Consider the following 15038-nt stretch of genomic DNA (forward strand, 5'->3'; position numbering starts at 1 on the left):
GCCGTCCTCACTCGAACGGCGTCACGCCTCGGCGCTTCCCCGCCCCCGGGGCGAGGCGGCCCGGCGAAGCGCCCGCTCGCCGTGCGACTATCGCCGGCCGTGAGCCGGACCACGGTCTCCCCGCCGTACTCGGGCCCCCGCGGTGCGACGATCACTCCCCGGGCCGGGTCTGTTCCACCCACGCTGAGCGCTTCAGTTGGCGGGTTGGGTGTCTGCCTACGGCTCACGACACCGCCCCGACCGCGCCGGACCCGTGATCGTTGCCGCCCCGACCGGCCGGTACCGCCGATGGCCGGTGCCGCCGCGATCGGGGCGGTCGTGCATCTGCCGGCCACCGCCGTCGAGGAGGGCCGGGACCTGTCCTCGATGAGCGGCATCCTGGCCGACCGCTACCGTCTACTGCCGGTCTGACGGCCCGCCGTCACTTCAGGTGCCGGGCGAAGAACCGGGCCCCGGCGTCGAGCTCGAACTGCGGGACGCCGGTGTGCCCGCCCATGTTGGCGTGTAGCGTCTTCTGCTGGGTGCCGAAGGCGTCGAACAGGTCGAGGGCCGCCTGCCGGTCGTTCCCTTCGTCGTCCCACTGCAGCAGGACGTGCAGCGGAATGGTGACCTGGCGGGCCTCCTCGAACATGGCGGCCGGCACGAGGCTCCCGGCGAAGAAGCCGGCGGCCACGATGCGCGGCTCGACCACCGCCAGCCGGATGCCGATGGAGATCACTCCTCCCTCGTACCCGACGGGGCCGCCGATCTCGGGCAGCGCAAGGAGGGCGTCGAGGGCGGCCTGCCATTCCGGGACCGCCTTTTCGACGAGCGGGAGGATGAGGGCGTCGATGATCTCGTCGCCGACCGGCTCGCCGGCCTCCATCACCCGGCGCAGGTCGGCGCGGGCCTGCTCGGCGGCGGCCCAACGGGGCCGGTCACCGCTGCCGGGGAGCTCGATGGTGGCCGCGGCGAAGCCGTACTCCGCCGCGTAGTACCGGGCCCGCCCCGCCAGCCGGGGGTACACCTTGCGCAGGCCGAGCGGGGGAGGGCTGATCAGGATTAGCGGCGCCGGTGCGGACGCGGGCGCGGGCGCGGGCGCGGGCGCGGGCGTCCACAGGATGCCGGGGATCTCGCCGAGGGTGAATTCGCGTTCGAGGACGCCGTCGTCGAGGCGCTGTTCGGAAGTGAAGTGCATGGTCGTGCCTTTCGGGAGTGCTCAGAGACGGCGCTCCCGGACGACCTATCGCCCGACCGTGACCCCGGAGGGGAGCACCCATGTCGATACTGCGTTCACGGGTACCACCTCCTCGTTCTCTCGCACGGCCTGCGGAAAAGTAGCAGTGGTCGCCGTGGTCGGCCAACGGGTTTGCGCAGGCTCCGCGGCCCGCCGCGGAGGCGGTCACGCTCAGCCGGCCCCCGCTTCGCGCTGCTCACCCTCTCGTCGGCGACCCGCCGCCCGGGACCTGGCCGCCACCGGAGCCGCAGCCCCGCCGTGCTTGCCGTCGTCGAACGCGGGCATGTGCTTTCCCTTCACGGTTGGTCAGACCGGGTCAGGCTGCGCGCTGGCCGTGGAGGAGCAGCGGGACGGCCCTTTTCGTGAGCGCTTCGTTGACGCGGGCGGCCTGGGCGGGCGCCATGACGGCGGGAATCTCGGTGACGGGGACGAAGTGGGCGCCGAACAGGCCGCTGCGGCGCCGGGGCGGGACGGTGGGGTGGCCGGTGACGGTGCCGCCGTCGAAGACGAGGTTCAGCCGCTCCAGGTAGCGGTCGGCGGGGGTGAAGTCGACCGCGAGGAGGTGCGTGAGGCGCAAGTTGAACCCGGTCTCGAAGAACAGGTGCCGGGCGGCGGCCTCGTGCGGCGGCTCGTTCGCACGGGCGGCACCACCGGGCAGGATCAGGCCGTCCAGGTGGTCGGGGTCGACGAGCAGGACCTCGCCACGCGGGTTGCGGACGAGGACGAGGCAGCCGAGCCGGCACACGGGCGGCTTGGCGAGCAGACGGGCATCGCGCATCGGGGGGCTACTTCCTGTTCCTGGCACGCCAGTTGACACCGGCGAGGAGGGCAGCGGCGAGGTCAGTCGTCATAGGTCAGACGCTCGTAGCGCAGCCCCTTGCGGAGCAGGTCGACGATGCGCAGCACCTCGCGGGTGCGGGCGGAGCCGAGGTTGATCAGGTAGCATCCGGTCAGCCGCCCGTACTCCCAATCCACCTCCAGGGAGGGCAACTTCGCCCCGCCGAGCGCGAGGACGGTGGTGAGGTCGTCGACGACGGAGGCCGCCTCGCGGCGCTGCTCGGCGGTGGCCCGGTTCAGCATCGTGCCCATCACTCCCCCAACCGCGGGTGCACCTCGAAGCCCCGCCACGCCGAGAAGGCCGCGCAGAAGGAGCTGAACGAGGCGAGTTCACCGGGGGAGGTGTGCAGCCACTCCCCCGTGATCTCGTTCCGCACCCGGTAGCACCGGGCGTCGGAGTCCCACCGCACCCCGTAGCCGTGGAGCCGGCCGGCAGGGAGTTGGGCATGGGCCATGGGAGAACCCTCCGCAATCGAGCTTTTACGTTCCGTGCTCATAGTGGCGCAACGTCACCTAGGATCGGAAGCGAGCTGCGACTTGCCATTGGGGCAGCCGGAAGTTGAGGGTTTTCATGAACAAGAAGACTGTTGACCCGACGTCATCTCCCTGGGCCCCTTTCGGGATCCAACTCCGCAGGTCACGCGAGGCCGCCGGCCTCAAGCAGGAGGAGCTGGCGCCGCTGTGCGAATGCTCCCCGTCGCACCTCTCCTACGTCGAACTTGCGCATCGGCCTCCGAGCCGGAGCCTCGCCGAACTCGCCGACAAGGCGCTCCAGACCGGCGGCACCCTCATGCTGATGTGGTGGCAGCTCAAGCACACCGCGATCTTGGAGGGCTTCCCGGAGTACGCCCGCTACGAGGCTCTCGCGGAGCAGATCAGGATCTTCGAGATCGACGTCATCCCCGGGCTCCTGCAGACCCGGGCATACGCGACCGCGATCGAGATGGGATACGCCAGGCAGGGTGGTGCAACGCTGGAACAAGCCGAGGAGCGCATCGAGTTCAGACTCGCCCGGCAACAGGTCCTGGAACGGATCCCGACTCCGCTTCTGCATACGGTGCTCGACGAGAGCTGCCTGAGGAGGATCGTCGGCGGGCGGGACGTCATGGTCGGGCAGTTGCTCCACCTTGAACAGATGGCCAAACGACCCAACGTGGTCATCCAGGTGGCGCCGTACTCCTTGGGCGAGAACCGGCCGTTCACTCGCGTGGCGCACCTCCTTACCATGCCCAACCGCAAAATTCTCGCGTACGGCGAGATTGAGCAGCGCGGTTACATCGACCGTGATTCCCAGTCGGTTGCCGCGCTGACCAAGAGCTACGATCGGCTCGCGGTCGAGGCCCTTGGCCAGGCCGAATCGCTTACTTTGATCCGCTCGGCACGGAGGGATTTTGAATGGATGTCGACCTGACTAACGCTTCCTGGCGGAAGAGTTCACACAGTGGCGGTGGCGGCGGCGCATGCGTTGAGGTCGCCGACGGTTTCACCGGCGTCATGCCCGTCCGTGACTCCAAGGACCCGCACGGCCCCGCCCTCCTCTTCTCCTCCTCCGCCTGGCAGTCCTTCGTCACCGCCGTCCGCACCGGCGAGTTCGACGCCAACTAGGGCTGCTGGTGGCCCTGTAGGCGGCTGGTCGGTGGCGGGTCCGTAAGCCTTGTCGCGGACCCGCCGCTCGGGCGGGAGCCGGGCCAGGCACCACCGACCCGGTGCCCCTCCGAACGATCGGCAGCAGGTGCTGCCCCTCGTCATCGATCTCGCAAAGACGCGTACTCGTTCTGCGACCCGCATAGCTTGGCGACTCCCCACTCTTGCCGCGTCAGATCGCCGGAGCCGTGGGCTGCCGGCGCGCACCCGTCCCGTGCCCGGCACCCGCTGTGCGGAGGTCCCGCGTGGGTGAGGACGACATCGACAAGATTCCCGAGCGGACCCTGGCACATGTCGCCACATCCCCCTACGGGTTGACCGGACAAGGATGGAGGCCTGGCCGGCCTGGAGCGGCTCGTGGCGTCGTCGCCCCCGACGAAGCCGTCGGAGCGCCGCCCGGCGTCGGTGGCGCACGCTCTTCACCGGGGCGACGACTCCCCAGCACGAAGGAAATCGATGACTCTCCGTCAGATCAAGCCCGGCAACCGTGGCTTCCTCTACGTCAACTCCCACCCCGAGGGCTGCGCTGCCGTCGTCGACGAGTTGTGGCAGCGCACCCCCGCACCCACCGGCCCGGCCGTCGCGGCGGGGCCGGTTGCCCTGATCATCGGCTCCAGTGCCGGTTACGGCCTCGCCGCCACCGTGGCCGCGCTGCGCACCTACGGCATGCGCGGACTCGGTATCGCATTCGAGGCTCCCGAGACCGAGCGCCGTACCGCCTCCGGCGGCTGGTACCGGACGGCCCGCACCGCGGAACTCGCCGGACCGGCCGGCGATTTCGCGTTCCTCAATGCCGACGCCTTCTCCGTCGCGGCCAAGGAGCAGGCGCTGGACCACCTCGCCGCCCGGTACGGCAAGGTCGACTACCTCGTCTACAGCGTCGCCGCGCCCCGCCGCACCGACCCCGTCACCGGCGAGGTCCACCACTCGGTGATCAAGCCCCTGGGATCCGCCTACCGGGCCAAGACCCTGCAGTTCGACGGCGACACCCCGCTCGTCGGTTCCCTGGAACTCGAGCCCGCCGACGACGGGGAGCGCGAGGCGACCGTGCAGGTCATGGGCGGCGCCGACTGGAAGCTGTGGATCGACGCGCTGGCGGACCGTGGCCTCGTCCGCCACGGCTTCCACACGGTGGCGCTCTCCTACGTGGGCTCCGACCTGACCGCGCCGATCTACCGGGCCGGCACCATCGGCGCGGCCAAGCAGCACCTGGAGGACACCGCGCGCCGCCTTCAGCGGGACCTGGCCCCGCTCGGCGGACAGGCCCACACCGTGGTCGCCGGCGCGGCCGTCACCCAGGCCTCGACCGCCATCCCGTCCATCGCCCTCTACACCAGCCTGCTGCGTGCCGTCCTCGGCGACGACTTCCAGAGCACCGACCGGCAGGCCGCCGCCCTGTGGCAGCAGCTCACCGGCGCGGTGCCGCTCCAGCTCGACCAGGAGCAGCGGATCCGCCTCGACGGCTGGGAGATGGACGAGAAGGTTCAGGGCGCCGTCCACGAACGCTGGGCCGCCGCGACCACCGACACGCTGGCCGAACTCGCGGACACCGACTGGTTCCGGGCGCAGGTCGGCCGGCTCTATGGGTGGGACGTGCCCGGAACCGACTACGACGCCCCGGCCCGGACCACGGTTGCCTGGCCGGCCACGAGCTGAGCCGGCACGTGCTGGCCGGTGGCGGTGGGGCCCCGGGCGCGGCGACTGCCACGCCCGGGGCCCCGGAGACTCATGCCGGGCGCCCGGGGGAAGCGGCGGCCGTGGTGCCCTGGAAGGCGGTGGCGAGGCCGTCCAGGCAGGCCTGGCGGCCGTGGACGTCGGGCAGTTGGCCCTGCGGCGGGCGGTGGAGGACGAAGTCCTCGGTGACGAGTTCGCCGTGGTGGTCGAGGGTGCGGTGGTCCCTCTCGTGGCCGGCGTACCAGCGGTGCACCACGGTGAGGGCGCGGTGCTCCTAGGAGTCGGCGGCGAGGGCGGCGCGGAGGGTGTCGAGTGCGGTGGGTTCGGGCACGGTCGGTGGTCCTGTTCCGGGCCGGTTCAGCGGACCCAGGCGCGGGTGAGGTCCTGGACGGCGGAGCCGTCGAGGTCGGCGAGCTTGGTGGCGACGAAGTCGCGGGCCCACGGGGAGGTCTGGACGCGGAAGGCGGGACGCTCGGCGCTCAGGGCGTCGATGATCGGGGCGGCGGCCTCGGCCGGGGTCTGGGCGTTGCCGAAGGACTGCTGGGTGCGGGCGATGTAGGCCTGAAGGGCGGGGGCGTAGGGCCCGGCTGCGGTGAGCAGGGCGGGAACGTCCAGGCCGAGGTTGGCGACGAACTCGCTGGCGACCGCGCCGGGTTCGATCACGGTGACGTCGACGCCGACGGTGGCGGCGACGGGGGCGAGGGACTCCATGAAGCCCTCGACGGCGAACTTGGCGGCGCAGTAGGCCTCGTTGAAGGGCTGGCCGACGACGCCGCCGACGCTGGTGACGGTGATCACCCGGCCCTGGGCGGCGCGCAGGTGGGGCAGGGCGGCGCGGGTGGTGGCCACCACGCCGAAGAAGTTGACCTCCATGGCGGTGCGGACGTCGTCGAGGCTGCTCTGTTCGATGGTGCCGACCTGGGCGGCGCCGGCGTTGTTGACCAGCGCGTCGAGGCGGCCGTGCTCGGCGATCACCTCGTCCAGGCAGGCGGCGATGCTCTCGGGGTCGGTCACGTCCAGGCGCCGGACGTGGATGCGGTCGGCCACACCCGTCTCGGCGGCGGCCTTGAGCAGGGCCTCGGCCTTGCCGGTGTCGCGCATGGTCGCGATGGTCCTCCAGCCGGCCCGCGCGGCGCCAAGGGCGGCGGCCAGGCCGATGCCGGAGGACGTGCCGGTGATCAGGACGGTCTTCGGGGCAGTCATGCGGGTCTTCCTTGCCTGTGGGGCGTAACGGGCGCAACCCGTAAGCGGGGAGTTCCCCGGTTCCCTTCCACCGTAATCGGGGAACTCCCCGGTTGTCCAGCTAGACTGGTCCCCGACGAAGGGAGCAACCTTGACCACCCAGCCGAGCCCGCTGCGCGCCGATGCCCGCCGCAACCGGGAGCGCATCCTCGAAGCGGCCGTCCGCGCCTTCTCCGAGAAGGGCGCGGACGTGCCGATCGACGCGATCGCCAAGGCCGCCGGCGTCGGCTCGGCCACGCTCTACCGCCACTTCCCCACCCGCGAGGCACTGGTCGAGGCCGCCTACCGCAACGAGCTGGCCCGGGTCTGCGACAGCGCCGCCGAACTGCTGGCCGACAACCCGCCGGACCGGGCGATGCGCCTGTGGATGGACGACTTCATCGACTACCTGGCCGCCAAGCAGGGCATGGCGGACGCCCTGCGGGCCGCCGTCGCCTCCGGCGCGGACCCCTTCGCCGAGACCCTCGACAAGCTCGCCACCGCAGTCGACACGCTGCTGCGCGCCGGCGCCGAGGCCGGTCTCCTGCGCCCGGACATCGACCCCATCGACGTCGGCCTCAGCCTCAGCGGCGTCGCACTGATCACCAGCGCCCCCGCCCAACACGAACGGGCCGGCCGCCTCCTCGACCTGCTCCTCGACGGGCTCCGCTTCGGAGCGGACCGATAACCCGCCTCGCCGGCTTCCGCGCTGCGGCCCGTACCGGTGGTGGGCGCCCCCGGCTCCGCCGAGGGCGGCCGACGCTGCGCCGCGGCGCATCGATCGGGAGCGGGTCCCCGGTCGGCGCGCGCCGCGAACGACCGAAGGTGTCAGCCCAGGCGGCGGGTGAAGAACCGCACGGAGCTGTCCGGTTCGAACGCCGGGGTCTCCCCGTGGTTGCCGGGATCGGCTGACGTGCGGTTCTTCCGGGCGCCCCGTCAGCACGCCGAACCAGAACGCCCAAGACCGTTCGGGGTGTTCGGCTGAGCATGAGTTCTGGCAACAGGAATCACTCCCGCTCGGGCTTGAGGAACGGTGGTCTCGCCGGTTTCGCGGTGGGGCCGTACGGTGGTGGCCGGTTGACCGTGTCCTCTCAAAGGAGTGGGTGATGGACGTGACGGCCGGCGCCGGGGCGTGGCGCAAGAGCAGTTACAGCGGCGGGTCCGACGGCTGCGTGGAGGTCGCCGGCGACCCTGGCGCCGCCGGCCTTTGCGGTGTCGGCGGCGTGCTGCCGGTGCGCGACTCCAAGGACCCCGGCGGGCCCGTCCTGCACTTCCCCTCCCCCGCCTGGCGCGCGTTCGTGGCCGCGGTGCGCGCCGGAGAGTTCGACACCCCGGCCGGGCGCTAGCCGGACGTCAGAGGGCGAGCGTCATGTCCTCCTCGGCGGCGAGCACCTCACCCGTGAAACGGGCGCGGACGAGGGCGAGCGGGCGGGTGCGGTCGCTGCCGGGCCAGAAGTGGGTCAGCAGCAGGCGGCGGGCGCCGGCGCGCTCGGCCCATGCGGCGGCGTCGGCGGCGCTCAGCAGATCGGGGTCGCTCTGGTCCGGGAGGGTGGTGCCGGCGATGAACAGGTCGGCTCCGGCGGCAAGTTCGGCCAGCGCCGGGGCCGGGCCGGCGTCGCCGCTGTAGGCGAGGACCAGGCCCGGGGCGCTCAGGCGCACGCCCGCGTGCGGGACGTGATGGGGCAGGCGCGCGGTGTCCAGGCGCAGCGGTCCGATCCGGTGTGTGGCGGCGGGGAGCGGGTGGATGTCGAAGACGTCGTTCAGGTTCTCGGTGGGTTCCATCGCCTGGACGCGGGCGATGACGCCGGGTGGGCAGTACAGCGGCAGGCGTGGGCCGCGTTGTGGGGCGAAGTAGCGGGAGCGGGCGAGGGCGCTGAGGTCGGCGCAGTGGTCGGGGTGTTCGTGGGTGATCACGACGGCGTCGAGGAGGGCGGGGTCGCCGTGGGCGGCCAGGCGCGGGAAGGTCGCGTAGCCGAGGTCGAGGGCGAGGCGGAATCCGTCGTAGTCGAGCAGGAAGCCGCTGGCTGCGCGTCCGGGCTCCGGCCAGGCTCCGCAGGTTCCGAGGACGGTGAGCGTGCGCACCGGGTGATGATCGCATGCCCTTCCGCGCGCGGGCAGGGGCCCGGAGCCGGGGCGGGTGCGTGGGTGGCGTCTTTGCCGCACGACCGGGTGCTGTCAGGTCCCTCGGCCAGGCTTTCAGAGGCCGCCGGCAAACCGGCTGTTCCTGTTGTCGCCCGGATCGGTGCGGCTGGTGCGCGGCTCTTGCTGCCGGGAGTCCGTGAGGCTGTTCGGCCGGGGTTGTCCGACGGTGCGCGGACTCGCGGCCGGATTGGTGTCGTTGTCGGACAGCTGATGCAGTGTCAGGTTGATCGCGGCACCGAGCTGCGGGCGTGGCCCTGATCTTGGATCAGAACTCGGGGGCGCTGCGCGCCGGCACGGGTGGGGCTGGCAAGCTGGGCCGGTCGGGGCGCTGCCGGGTGCCTCTGGGCGAGGGGGTTGTGGTGGTGGGGGGATCGGCGGCTCGTCGTGTGCCTGCCCTGGATCCGCAGGTGCGGGCCGCGGTGGCGGCGGCCGGTGAGCGGGCGCGGGAGGTGCTCACCCCGCAGGGCCTGGCGGCGTGGCAGGAGCGGGACGTCGCCGCCCGGCCCCGCCCGACGCTCGACCAGTTGCGCGATGGCGGCCGGTTCGAGGTGAAGGAGGTGCGTGTGCCGCGGGCCGGCGGCGGGGGCGAGGTGACGCTCGTCAGCGCGCGGCCCGCCGGGGTTCGCGAGGCACTGCCGTTGCTGTACTACCTGCACGGCGGTGGGATGGTGACGGGCAACGCGTGGTCGGTCCTGCCCCGGCTGCTGCGCGCGTGGGCGCTGCCACTGGGGTTGGCGGTCGTGTCCGTCGAGTACCGGCTGGCGCCGCGCACCCGCTTCCCCGGGGCCGTCGAGGACTGCTACGCCGCACTGGTGTGGGCGGCCGGGCACGCGGGCGTGCTGGGTGTGGACGCGCGGCGCGTGGTCATCGGCGGCAAGAGCGCCGGTGGCGGGCTCGCCGCGGCGTTGGCCCTGCTGGCCCGTGATCGCGGCGCTGCGGCGCCGGTCGGTCAGCTGCTGCTGAGCCCGATGCTCGACGACCGCGGCGACACCTTCTCCAGCCACCAGATGGCCGGCCACGACACCTGGGACCGCACCTCCAACGCCACCGCCTGGCGGGCCCTGCTCGGCAGCCGGTACGGCGCCGCCGACGTTTCGCCCTACGCCGCTGCGGCCCGCGCCACCGACCTGTCCCGGCTGCCTGCGGCGTACGTCGACGTGGGGTCCGCGGAGACGTTGCGCGACGAGGCCGTCGCCTACGCCAACGCGATCTGGCGGGCGGGCGGCGAGGCCGAACTGCACGTGTGGCCCGGCGCCTGCCACGGTTTCGACACCCTCGCCCCGCACGCGGTCATCACCCAGGACGCCCACGACGCCCGCACCCGCTGGCTGCGGCGCATCCTCCAACGTTGACCCCGCCCCGGGCCGGCGGCCCACGGGGTGGCAGCCACGTACAGAGGGACACATCCTCGCGCGCCAGCGCGGCGTCCGCACTGTTCGTCAGGTCGACTACCACGACGGGGTTCAGGAAGCCCGAAGCATCCCGCACCTCGTCAGGACCGAGCACCCACGGCTCCGTCCCGCCCCGTCCATCCATCCACGCTCGCTTCCCCTGGTGCGGGTTGGCGCCGGTCAGCCCTTCGTCGCGATGAACTCGTAGGCACCGGCGGCCACCTCGTCGAGGTACGGACCGCGGTTGACCTTGTTCGCGGCACCCGGGCAGCGCCACCACCGTCCCGGAGCCCACATGTCGCCTCCCCTGGACGTCGATGAAGAAGATCTTCCCGAACACGTCCGGGTTCGCGGGATACGGGTGCGGCGCGGTCGATGTGACGGCGCGTTGGCGCGGCCCGGCGCTTCGCCGGACCGCCGCCAGGACGTGACCGGCAGGCGGAGGCTTCGCCACAATTCCCCTCGCGCCGCGCCGTGGACAAGCATCACGGTGGCGCCCGTCGCGGCCCTATCATCGACCGAAGATCATTTCCGGCCGGGGTTGTCAGCCACGGCCGACCGGGGGGAAACAGATGCTTTTTCGCGTACTCGGCGAGCTGGAAGTCGAGGACGGCACCGGGGACCGCGCCGTCCGGGGTGTGCGGCTGCGCTCGCTCCTGGCCGTCCTGCTGCTGCACCCGAACCAGCCGCTCACCACCGACCGGCTCCAGGACGCCCTGTGGGGAGAGGAACCGCCCGAGTCCGGGGCGGCGGCGGTGCACAACCTGGTGGCGCGGCTACGCCGCACGCTGTCCGACGGCGACGGCGGCCGGCTCACGGCCACACCGCTCGGCTACCGGCTCGACGTCGCCGACGACGAACTCGACAGCCGGCTCTTCGAAGGCCACCTCGATGCGGCCCGGGACGCCGTACTCGGCGGCGACTGGGAGTCCGTCCACCGGGAGACGTCCGCCGCCCTGGCACTGTGGCGCGGCGCCCCGCTCGCCGAACTGCCCGACCTCGCCGACGCCGGCCCGGCGCGCGAGCGGTGGCAGGAGGCGCGACTGCAGGCCCTCGAATGGCGCCTCGACGCGGATCTGCACCTGGGCCGATCCACCGGGCTCGTCCCCGAACTGACCCGGCTCGTCGACGAACACCCGCTGCGCGAGACCTTCCACCAGCAGCTGATGCTCGCCCTCCACCGCGCCGGCCGCCGCGCCCAGGCCCTGGCCGCCTACCGGCGCCTGCACCGGACCCTGCGCGACGAACTCGGCGTCGAACCGGGACGCGCCGCCCAGAAGATCCACCAGGACATCCTCTCCGCCGGCGAGCCCGAACCGGCACCCACACCGACGCCCGAACCTGCGCCCGAACCGGCGCCGCAGACCCCGTCCGCACCAGAACCCGCGCGCCTTGGACAACTCCCCTCCGACACAACCGACTTCACCGGACGCGAGGCAGAACTGGGACAACTCCGCGACCACCTCGCGGCAGCCGCCACAGGCAGCGGCCCGTCCGTGCTGGCCGTCTGCGGCATGGGCGGCGTCGGCAAGACCGCACTCGCCGTCCGGGCCGCGCACCAGGCCAAGGACCTGTTCCCGGACGGGCAGCTCTACGTCGACCTGCGCGGCTTCGGCAACGGCGAGCCGCGCCAGGCCCACGAGGTCCTGGCCCGCTTCCTGTCCGACCTCGGCGCCGAACAGCACGGCCAACTGCCGGCCGCACACACCGACGACCGGGCCGCCCAGCTGCGCGCCGCCCTCGCCGACCAGCGGGTCCTGCTGCTGCTCGACAACGCCCGTGACGCGCAGCACCTGCTGCCGCTGCTGCCCGGCGACGGGCGCAGTGCCGTGCTGGCGACCAGCCGCAACACGCTCGGTGACCTGCCGGGCGCGGTTCAGATCCGGCTGGAGCCGCTGGATGTGGAGGACCAGCGGCGTCTGCTGTCGGCGGTGTGCGGCGCCGAGCGGGTGTGTGCCGACCCGGACAGCGCCCTGCGGTTGCTGGCGGCCTGTGGCGGGCTGCCGCTGGCGTTGCGGATCGTCGCGGCCCGGCTGGCCGCCCGTCCGGTGTGGTCCCTGGACACGTTGGCGCAGTGCGTGAGCGATGACGGCCGGCGGCTGCGGTCGCTGGCGGCGGGGCGTCTGAGTGTGCGGGACACCTTCGCGTCCAGCTATGTGGCGTTGCGCGACGGCGGCGATGTGGTGGAGCGTGAGGCGGCCCGGTTGTTCCGGTTGCTGGGTCTGTGGCCGGGTCTGGTGTTCGGCGTGGAGCAGGCCGCCGCGCTGGTGCAGCGTTCCACTGCGGACGCGGCCGATCTGCTGGAGCTGCTGGTGGACTACCACCTGCTTCAGAGCCCGCAGCCGTGGCGCTACCGCTTCCACGACCTGCTGAGCGAGTACGCGGCCGAACGCGCCGGTGAGGAGGAGAGGCCCGAGGACCGTGATGCGGCACGGGTCAGGCTCATGGTCTGGTACCTCGGGGCGCTGGAGCGGAGCAGGGCGGCGATCCTCTCCGGCCACACGCTCAGCGCCGTCCTGGAGGACACCCCGGCCGCGCCGCTGCCCGTCTTCGCGGGCGCGCAGGAGGCCACGTGGTGGTGCACCCGGGAGCTGGCCAACATCAAGGAGGTGGTGCGCCAGGCGGCCACATCGTCGCGGCCCGATCTCGCCTGGCGGATCACCTTCGGCCTTTCCGGATACGACACCCTGTGTTTTTGGACCGGTGAGACCGACGACCTCAAGGCCATGGCGCTGAGAGCGGCCCGCGAGCACGGCGACCTGGTCGGCCAGACCCGGATGCTCGCCCGGATCGGCGTCGTCCACGGCATGGCCTACCGCAACCGGGAGGCCATCGAGGCACTGGAAGCCGCCCTCGAAGCGGCCGAGAGGACCCACCGCACGGACCTCGTCACCGACATCCTGAGAAACCTCGCCGTCGCCCACAACCACGCGCTGGACGGCGCGGCAGGCCTCGCCTACGCGCAGAGAGCCATCGAATACGACCCCGCGATCGCGCAGGAGGGCTTCACGGTGGCCACCATGGCCTTCTCCCACCTGCACATGCAGGACTACGCCGCGGCCGAGCCCGGGTTCCGGCGCGCACTGCAGATCTGGCGCGACCACGGCAACCTTCACAACACCGCGGTCACCCTGGCCAACCTCGGCGACACCCTGCGGGGCCTGGACCGACGCGAGGAAGCCCTCGCCGCGCTGGAGGAGGCCCGCCAGATCCACGAGCGGACGAGGAACCACGAAGCCCTCGCGGACTGCCTGGTCGTCACCGGCCGCACCCACCGCCACTTCGGCGAGTGGGACGACGCGGCGGTCTGCTTCCAGCGGGCCGCCGACCTCGCCCGCGAACACGACCTGCGCGCGCTGAGCGCGCAGGCCCGCGAAGGCCTCGCCGAAATCGACCGGCTGCGCGGGCGCCGCCCTGAGGACACGAGCCGCCACAGGTAGCCCGACAGGGGCCGCAATGTGACGAACAGTCAGATCTGTGAAGAGTCGCTTATGCAGCCGCCCCCCGGCCTGGTCCCGCGCTGACCCTCGCCCGCGTCGTCCCGGCGGGCGCCGCCTTCACCCATGACCTCCACAAGCCCGGCGTCCCGCCCACCCAGCGCCTCGCCCGCTGCGCCGGGATCCGCGTGACCGAGGCCCGTCACGCGGCCACGGCAAGCCGCGCTTTCGCCCCAAGGGGGCAGCTGGGTGCCCAGCGGCGCCGGCGGGCCGGCGAGCAACTGCTCGACGACGCCGGCGCGGTGCAGTGGCGCGAGCGCAACAACCGGGTGACCGGGTAGGACATCGACGGCGAGCATGCCCGGCCGGACCGGGCCGGGCTGGGCGGGGCCGGGCCGGGCGGGGCCGGGCGGGGCCACCGGATCGGCCCTTGGATCAAGGCGTTCATTTTTCCGAACGTGGCCTGTGGACGCCTACCCCCTGCTGTCCTGGGCGGCGCGCGGTCGACGGTGGATGATCGCCCGCGCCCGCAGGCCGGACGGGCGGGTCGGCGAAGCGGCCACCGTCATGGCCGCGATCACGGTCGTCATGGGGCCATCGGGGCCGGCTCGCGGCCCGGGGGCGGCTGCCTTGGGTGCCGGCATCAGCGAGGCGCTCGCCCCGAGGGGGAAGGAGCGCAGGGCCACCGGGGTGTGGGGCGGCTCGGTGCGTGCACAGGGCGGTCGTGACGACCCGGGTCATGGCGTCGCCCGCACCCGGGGGGGATGGCGGGGCCGGGCCTGTCGTAGGGGGGTGGCACACTCGCCGGCATGACGATGATCGAAGCGATCGAAGCGGTCCTGAAGGCGAACGATCCGGACGGCGAGCCCGGGTACCTCGGCGAGTTCACGCTCGCAGGGCGGCTGTTGAGCCGCGGGCAGATCGCGGTGTGCGGACTCGACGGCGGGGACCACTACACCTTCGACGACGTCGCCGACGGACTGCACGAGGTGTATCTGGCGTACGACTGGGACGACGAGCGGGGCGCCACCGTCTGCGCGGTCGCGCTGGTCGCGGGCGCCACCACCGCGCAGGCGCTGGTGGAGGCGAGCTGGGAGGAGGCGTCGGACGACGTCAACCAGCTGAGCGAGGACGCCTCGGCGATCTACTCCAGCACCCCCGACAACCTGGCCATCGGCGCAGCCCTCCACCGCAGCGCCGGGTTCACGCAGGCCGAAGACCCCGTGGCCCATGCCGTCGCCGAGTTCGAGGCGCAGCAGGAGGCCGGCTCCCGCACCCCGCTGCTCGATGTCGTCGTCGACCCGGCCAGCGGCGCGAACGCCCTGGTCTTCCCGACCTGCGACTTCACGGCGAGCAGCATCCTGGTCGGCCGGGACGACAACGGCACGGGCGTGGGGATCTTCTGGTCCAACTTCGACGGGTGACATCCGACGCGTGACATCCGACGCGTAACGAATGAGGGGTGGGGTGAGGGTG

General features: G+C 72.6%; 16 protein-coding genes. 9 read left to right on the plus strand and 7 right to left on the minus strand.

The window, feature by feature from the left end; translation table 11 throughout:
• Positions 1-288 precede the first annotated feature (288 nt).
• Positions 289-411: a hypothetical protein gene (locus F7Q99_RS42850; RefSeq protein ID WP_268267689.1), complete on the plus strand. Its 123-nt coding sequence runs from the start codon at positions 289-291 to the stop codon at positions 409-411.
• Positions 412-421: 10 nt separating this feature from the next.
• Here the strand turns inward: F7Q99_RS42850 and F7Q99_RS32380 are convergent, their stop codons facing one another.
• The 4 genes from F7Q99_RS32380 to F7Q99_RS32395 form a co-directional block, all read right to left on the minus strand.
• On the minus strand, positions 422-1177 hold the full coding sequence (locus tag F7Q99_RS32380) for an alpha/beta hydrolase (RefSeq protein WP_153468265.1): 756 nt from the start codon (positions 1175-1177) through the stop codon (positions 422-424).
• Positions 1178-1532: 355 nt separating this feature from the next.
• Entirely contained in the window at positions 1533-1994 is a 462-nt protein-coding gene (locus F7Q99_RS32385; protein WP_153468268.1) for an NUDIX domain-containing protein, read from the minus strand.
• A 62-nt stretch (positions 1995-2056) separates the two neighbouring features.
• Positions 2057-2305 carry a hypothetical protein gene (locus F7Q99_RS32390; RefSeq protein WP_153468271.1) on the minus strand — a complete coding sequence of 83 codons (249 nt, stop codon included), beginning with the start codon at positions 2303-2305 and terminating at the stop codon, positions 2057-2059.
• Positions 2305-2508: a hypothetical protein gene (locus F7Q99_RS32395; RefSeq protein ID WP_153468274.1), complete on the minus strand. Its 204-nt coding sequence runs from the start codon at positions 2506-2508 to the stop codon at positions 2305-2307. The genes F7Q99_RS32390 and F7Q99_RS32395 overlap by 1 nt, the downstream gene beginning before the upstream one ends.
• A 116-nt stretch (positions 2509-2624) precedes the next feature.
• On the opposite strand from F7Q99_RS32395, the gene F7Q99_RS32400 reads away from it, so the two are divergent.
• The 3 genes from F7Q99_RS32400 (at position 2625) to fabV (ending at position 5353) form a co-directional block, all read left to right on the plus strand.
• Entirely contained in the window at positions 2625-3464 is an 840-nt protein-coding gene (locus F7Q99_RS32400; RefSeq protein WP_153468277.1) for a helix-turn-helix domain-containing protein, read from the plus strand.
• Positions 3449-3658, plus strand: a complete 210-nt coding sequence (locus F7Q99_RS32405; protein ID WP_153468280.1) for a DUF397 domain-containing protein — start codon at positions 3449-3451, stop codon at positions 3656-3658. Before F7Q99_RS32400 ends, F7Q99_RS32405 begins: the two co-directional genes overlap by 16 nt.
• Before the next feature lie 495 nt (positions 3659-4153).
• Entirely contained in the window at positions 4154-5353 is a 1200-nt protein-coding gene (gene fabV / locus F7Q99_RS32410) for an enoyl-[acyl-carrier-protein] reductase FabV (RefSeq protein WP_153468283.1), read from the plus strand.
• A gap of 70 nt (positions 5354-5423) precedes the next feature.
• On the opposite strand, the gene F7Q99_RS32415 is transcribed toward fabV, so the two are convergent.
• On the minus strand, positions 5424-5624 hold the full coding sequence (locus tag F7Q99_RS32415) for a hypothetical protein (protein ID WP_153468286.1): 201 nt from the start codon (positions 5622-5624) through the stop codon (positions 5424-5426).
• Between the two features lie 104 nt (positions 5625-5728).
• Positions 5729-6574, minus strand: a complete 846-nt coding sequence (locus tag F7Q99_RS32420; RefSeq protein ID WP_153468289.1) for an SDR family NAD(P)-dependent oxidoreductase — start codon at positions 6572-6574, stop codon at positions 5729-5731.
• Positions 6575-6704: 130 nt separating this feature from the next.
• Here F7Q99_RS32420 and F7Q99_RS32425 point away from each other — a divergent pair, with 130 nt between their 5' ends.
• Complete coding sequence (locus F7Q99_RS32425; RefSeq protein WP_153468292.1) at positions 6705-7280, plus strand: TetR/AcrR family transcriptional regulator; 576 nt, start codon at positions 6705-6707, stop codon at positions 7278-7280.
• A gap of 418 nt (positions 7281-7698) precedes the next feature.
• Complete coding sequence (locus tag F7Q99_RS32430) at positions 7699-7938, plus strand: DUF397 domain-containing protein (RefSeq protein ID WP_153468296.1); 240 nt, start codon at positions 7699-7701, stop codon at positions 7936-7938.
• A gap of 7 nt (positions 7939-7945) precedes the next feature.
• Here F7Q99_RS32430 and F7Q99_RS32435 read toward each other — a convergent pair whose 3' ends face one another.
• Positions 7946-8674: an MBL fold metallo-hydrolase gene (locus F7Q99_RS32435; protein WP_326847408.1), complete on the minus strand. Its 729-nt coding sequence runs from the start codon at positions 8672-8674 to the stop codon at positions 7946-7948.
• Between the two features lie 446 nt (positions 8675-9120).
• On the opposite strand from F7Q99_RS32435, the gene F7Q99_RS32440 reads away from it, so the two are divergent.
• The 3 genes from F7Q99_RS32440 to F7Q99_RS32450 all read left to right on the plus strand — a co-directional run bounded on the left by F7Q99_RS32440 (position 9121) and on the right by F7Q99_RS32450 (position 14986).
• Entirely contained in the window at positions 9121-10086 is a 966-nt protein-coding gene (locus tag F7Q99_RS32440) for an alpha/beta hydrolase (protein WP_326847409.1), read from the plus strand.
• Positions 10087-10697: 611 nt separating this feature from the next.
• Entirely contained in the window at positions 10698-13565 is a 2868-nt protein-coding gene (locus F7Q99_RS32445; protein ID WP_153468299.1) for an AfsR/SARP family transcriptional regulator, read from the plus strand.
• 806 nt (positions 13566-14371) lie between these two features.
• Positions 14372-14986, plus strand: a complete 615-nt coding sequence (locus F7Q99_RS32450; protein WP_153468302.1) for a hypothetical protein — start codon at positions 14372-14374, stop codon at positions 14984-14986.
• The last annotated feature ends 52 nt before the right edge of the window (positions 14987-15038 follow it).

It is taken from the genome of Streptomyces kaniharaensis, assembly GCF_009569385.1.
Taxonomy (GTDB): domain Bacteria; phylum Actinomycetota; class Actinomycetes; order Streptomycetales; family Streptomycetaceae; genus Kitasatospora; species Kitasatospora kaniharaensis.

Coding starts and splice junctions, on each gene's coding strand:
- F7Q99_RS32445 (WP_153468299.1), top strand. CDS start 10,698: ATGCTTTTTCGCGTACTCGGCGAGCTGGAAGTCGAGGACGGCACCGGG.
- F7Q99_RS32395 (WP_153468274.1), bottom strand. CDS start 2,508: ATGGCCCATGCCCAACTCCCTGCCGGCCGGCTCCACGGCTACGGGGTG.
- F7Q99_RS32450 (WP_153468302.1), top strand. CDS start 14,372: ATGACGATGATCGAAGCGATCGAAGCGGTCCTGAAGGCGAACGATCCG.
- F7Q99_RS32405 (WP_153468280.1), top strand. CDS start 3,449: ATGGATGTCGACCTGACTAACGCTTCCTGGCGGAAGAGTTCACACAGT.
- F7Q99_RS32380 (WP_153468265.1), bottom strand. CDS start 1,177: ATGCACTTCACTTCCGAACAGCGCCTCGACGACGGCGTCCTCGAACGC.
- F7Q99_RS32400 (WP_153468277.1), top strand. CDS start 2,625: ATGAACAAGAAGACTGTTGACCCGACGTCATCTCCCTGGGCCCCTTTC.
- F7Q99_RS32390 (WP_153468271.1), bottom strand. CDS start 2,305: ATGGGCACGATGCTGAACCGGGCCACCGCCGAGCAGCGCCGCGAGGCG.
- F7Q99_RS32385 (WP_153468268.1), bottom strand. CDS start 1,994: ATGCGCGATGCCCGTCTGCTCGCCAAGCCGCCCGTGTGCCGGCTCGGC.
- F7Q99_RS32420 (WP_153468289.1), bottom strand. CDS start 6,574: ATGACTGCCCCGAAGACCGTCCTGATCACCGGCACGTCCTCCGGCATC.
- fabV (WP_153468283.1), top strand. CDS start 4,154: ATGACTCTCCGTCAGATCAAGCCCGGCAACCGTGGCTTCCTCTACGTC.
- F7Q99_RS42850 (WP_268267689.1), top strand. CDS start 289: ATGGCCGGTGCCGCCGCGATCGGGGCGGTCGTGCATCTGCCGGCCACC.
- F7Q99_RS32430 (WP_153468296.1), top strand. CDS start 7,699: ATGGACGTGACGGCCGGCGCCGGGGCGTGGCGCAAGAGCAGTTACAGC.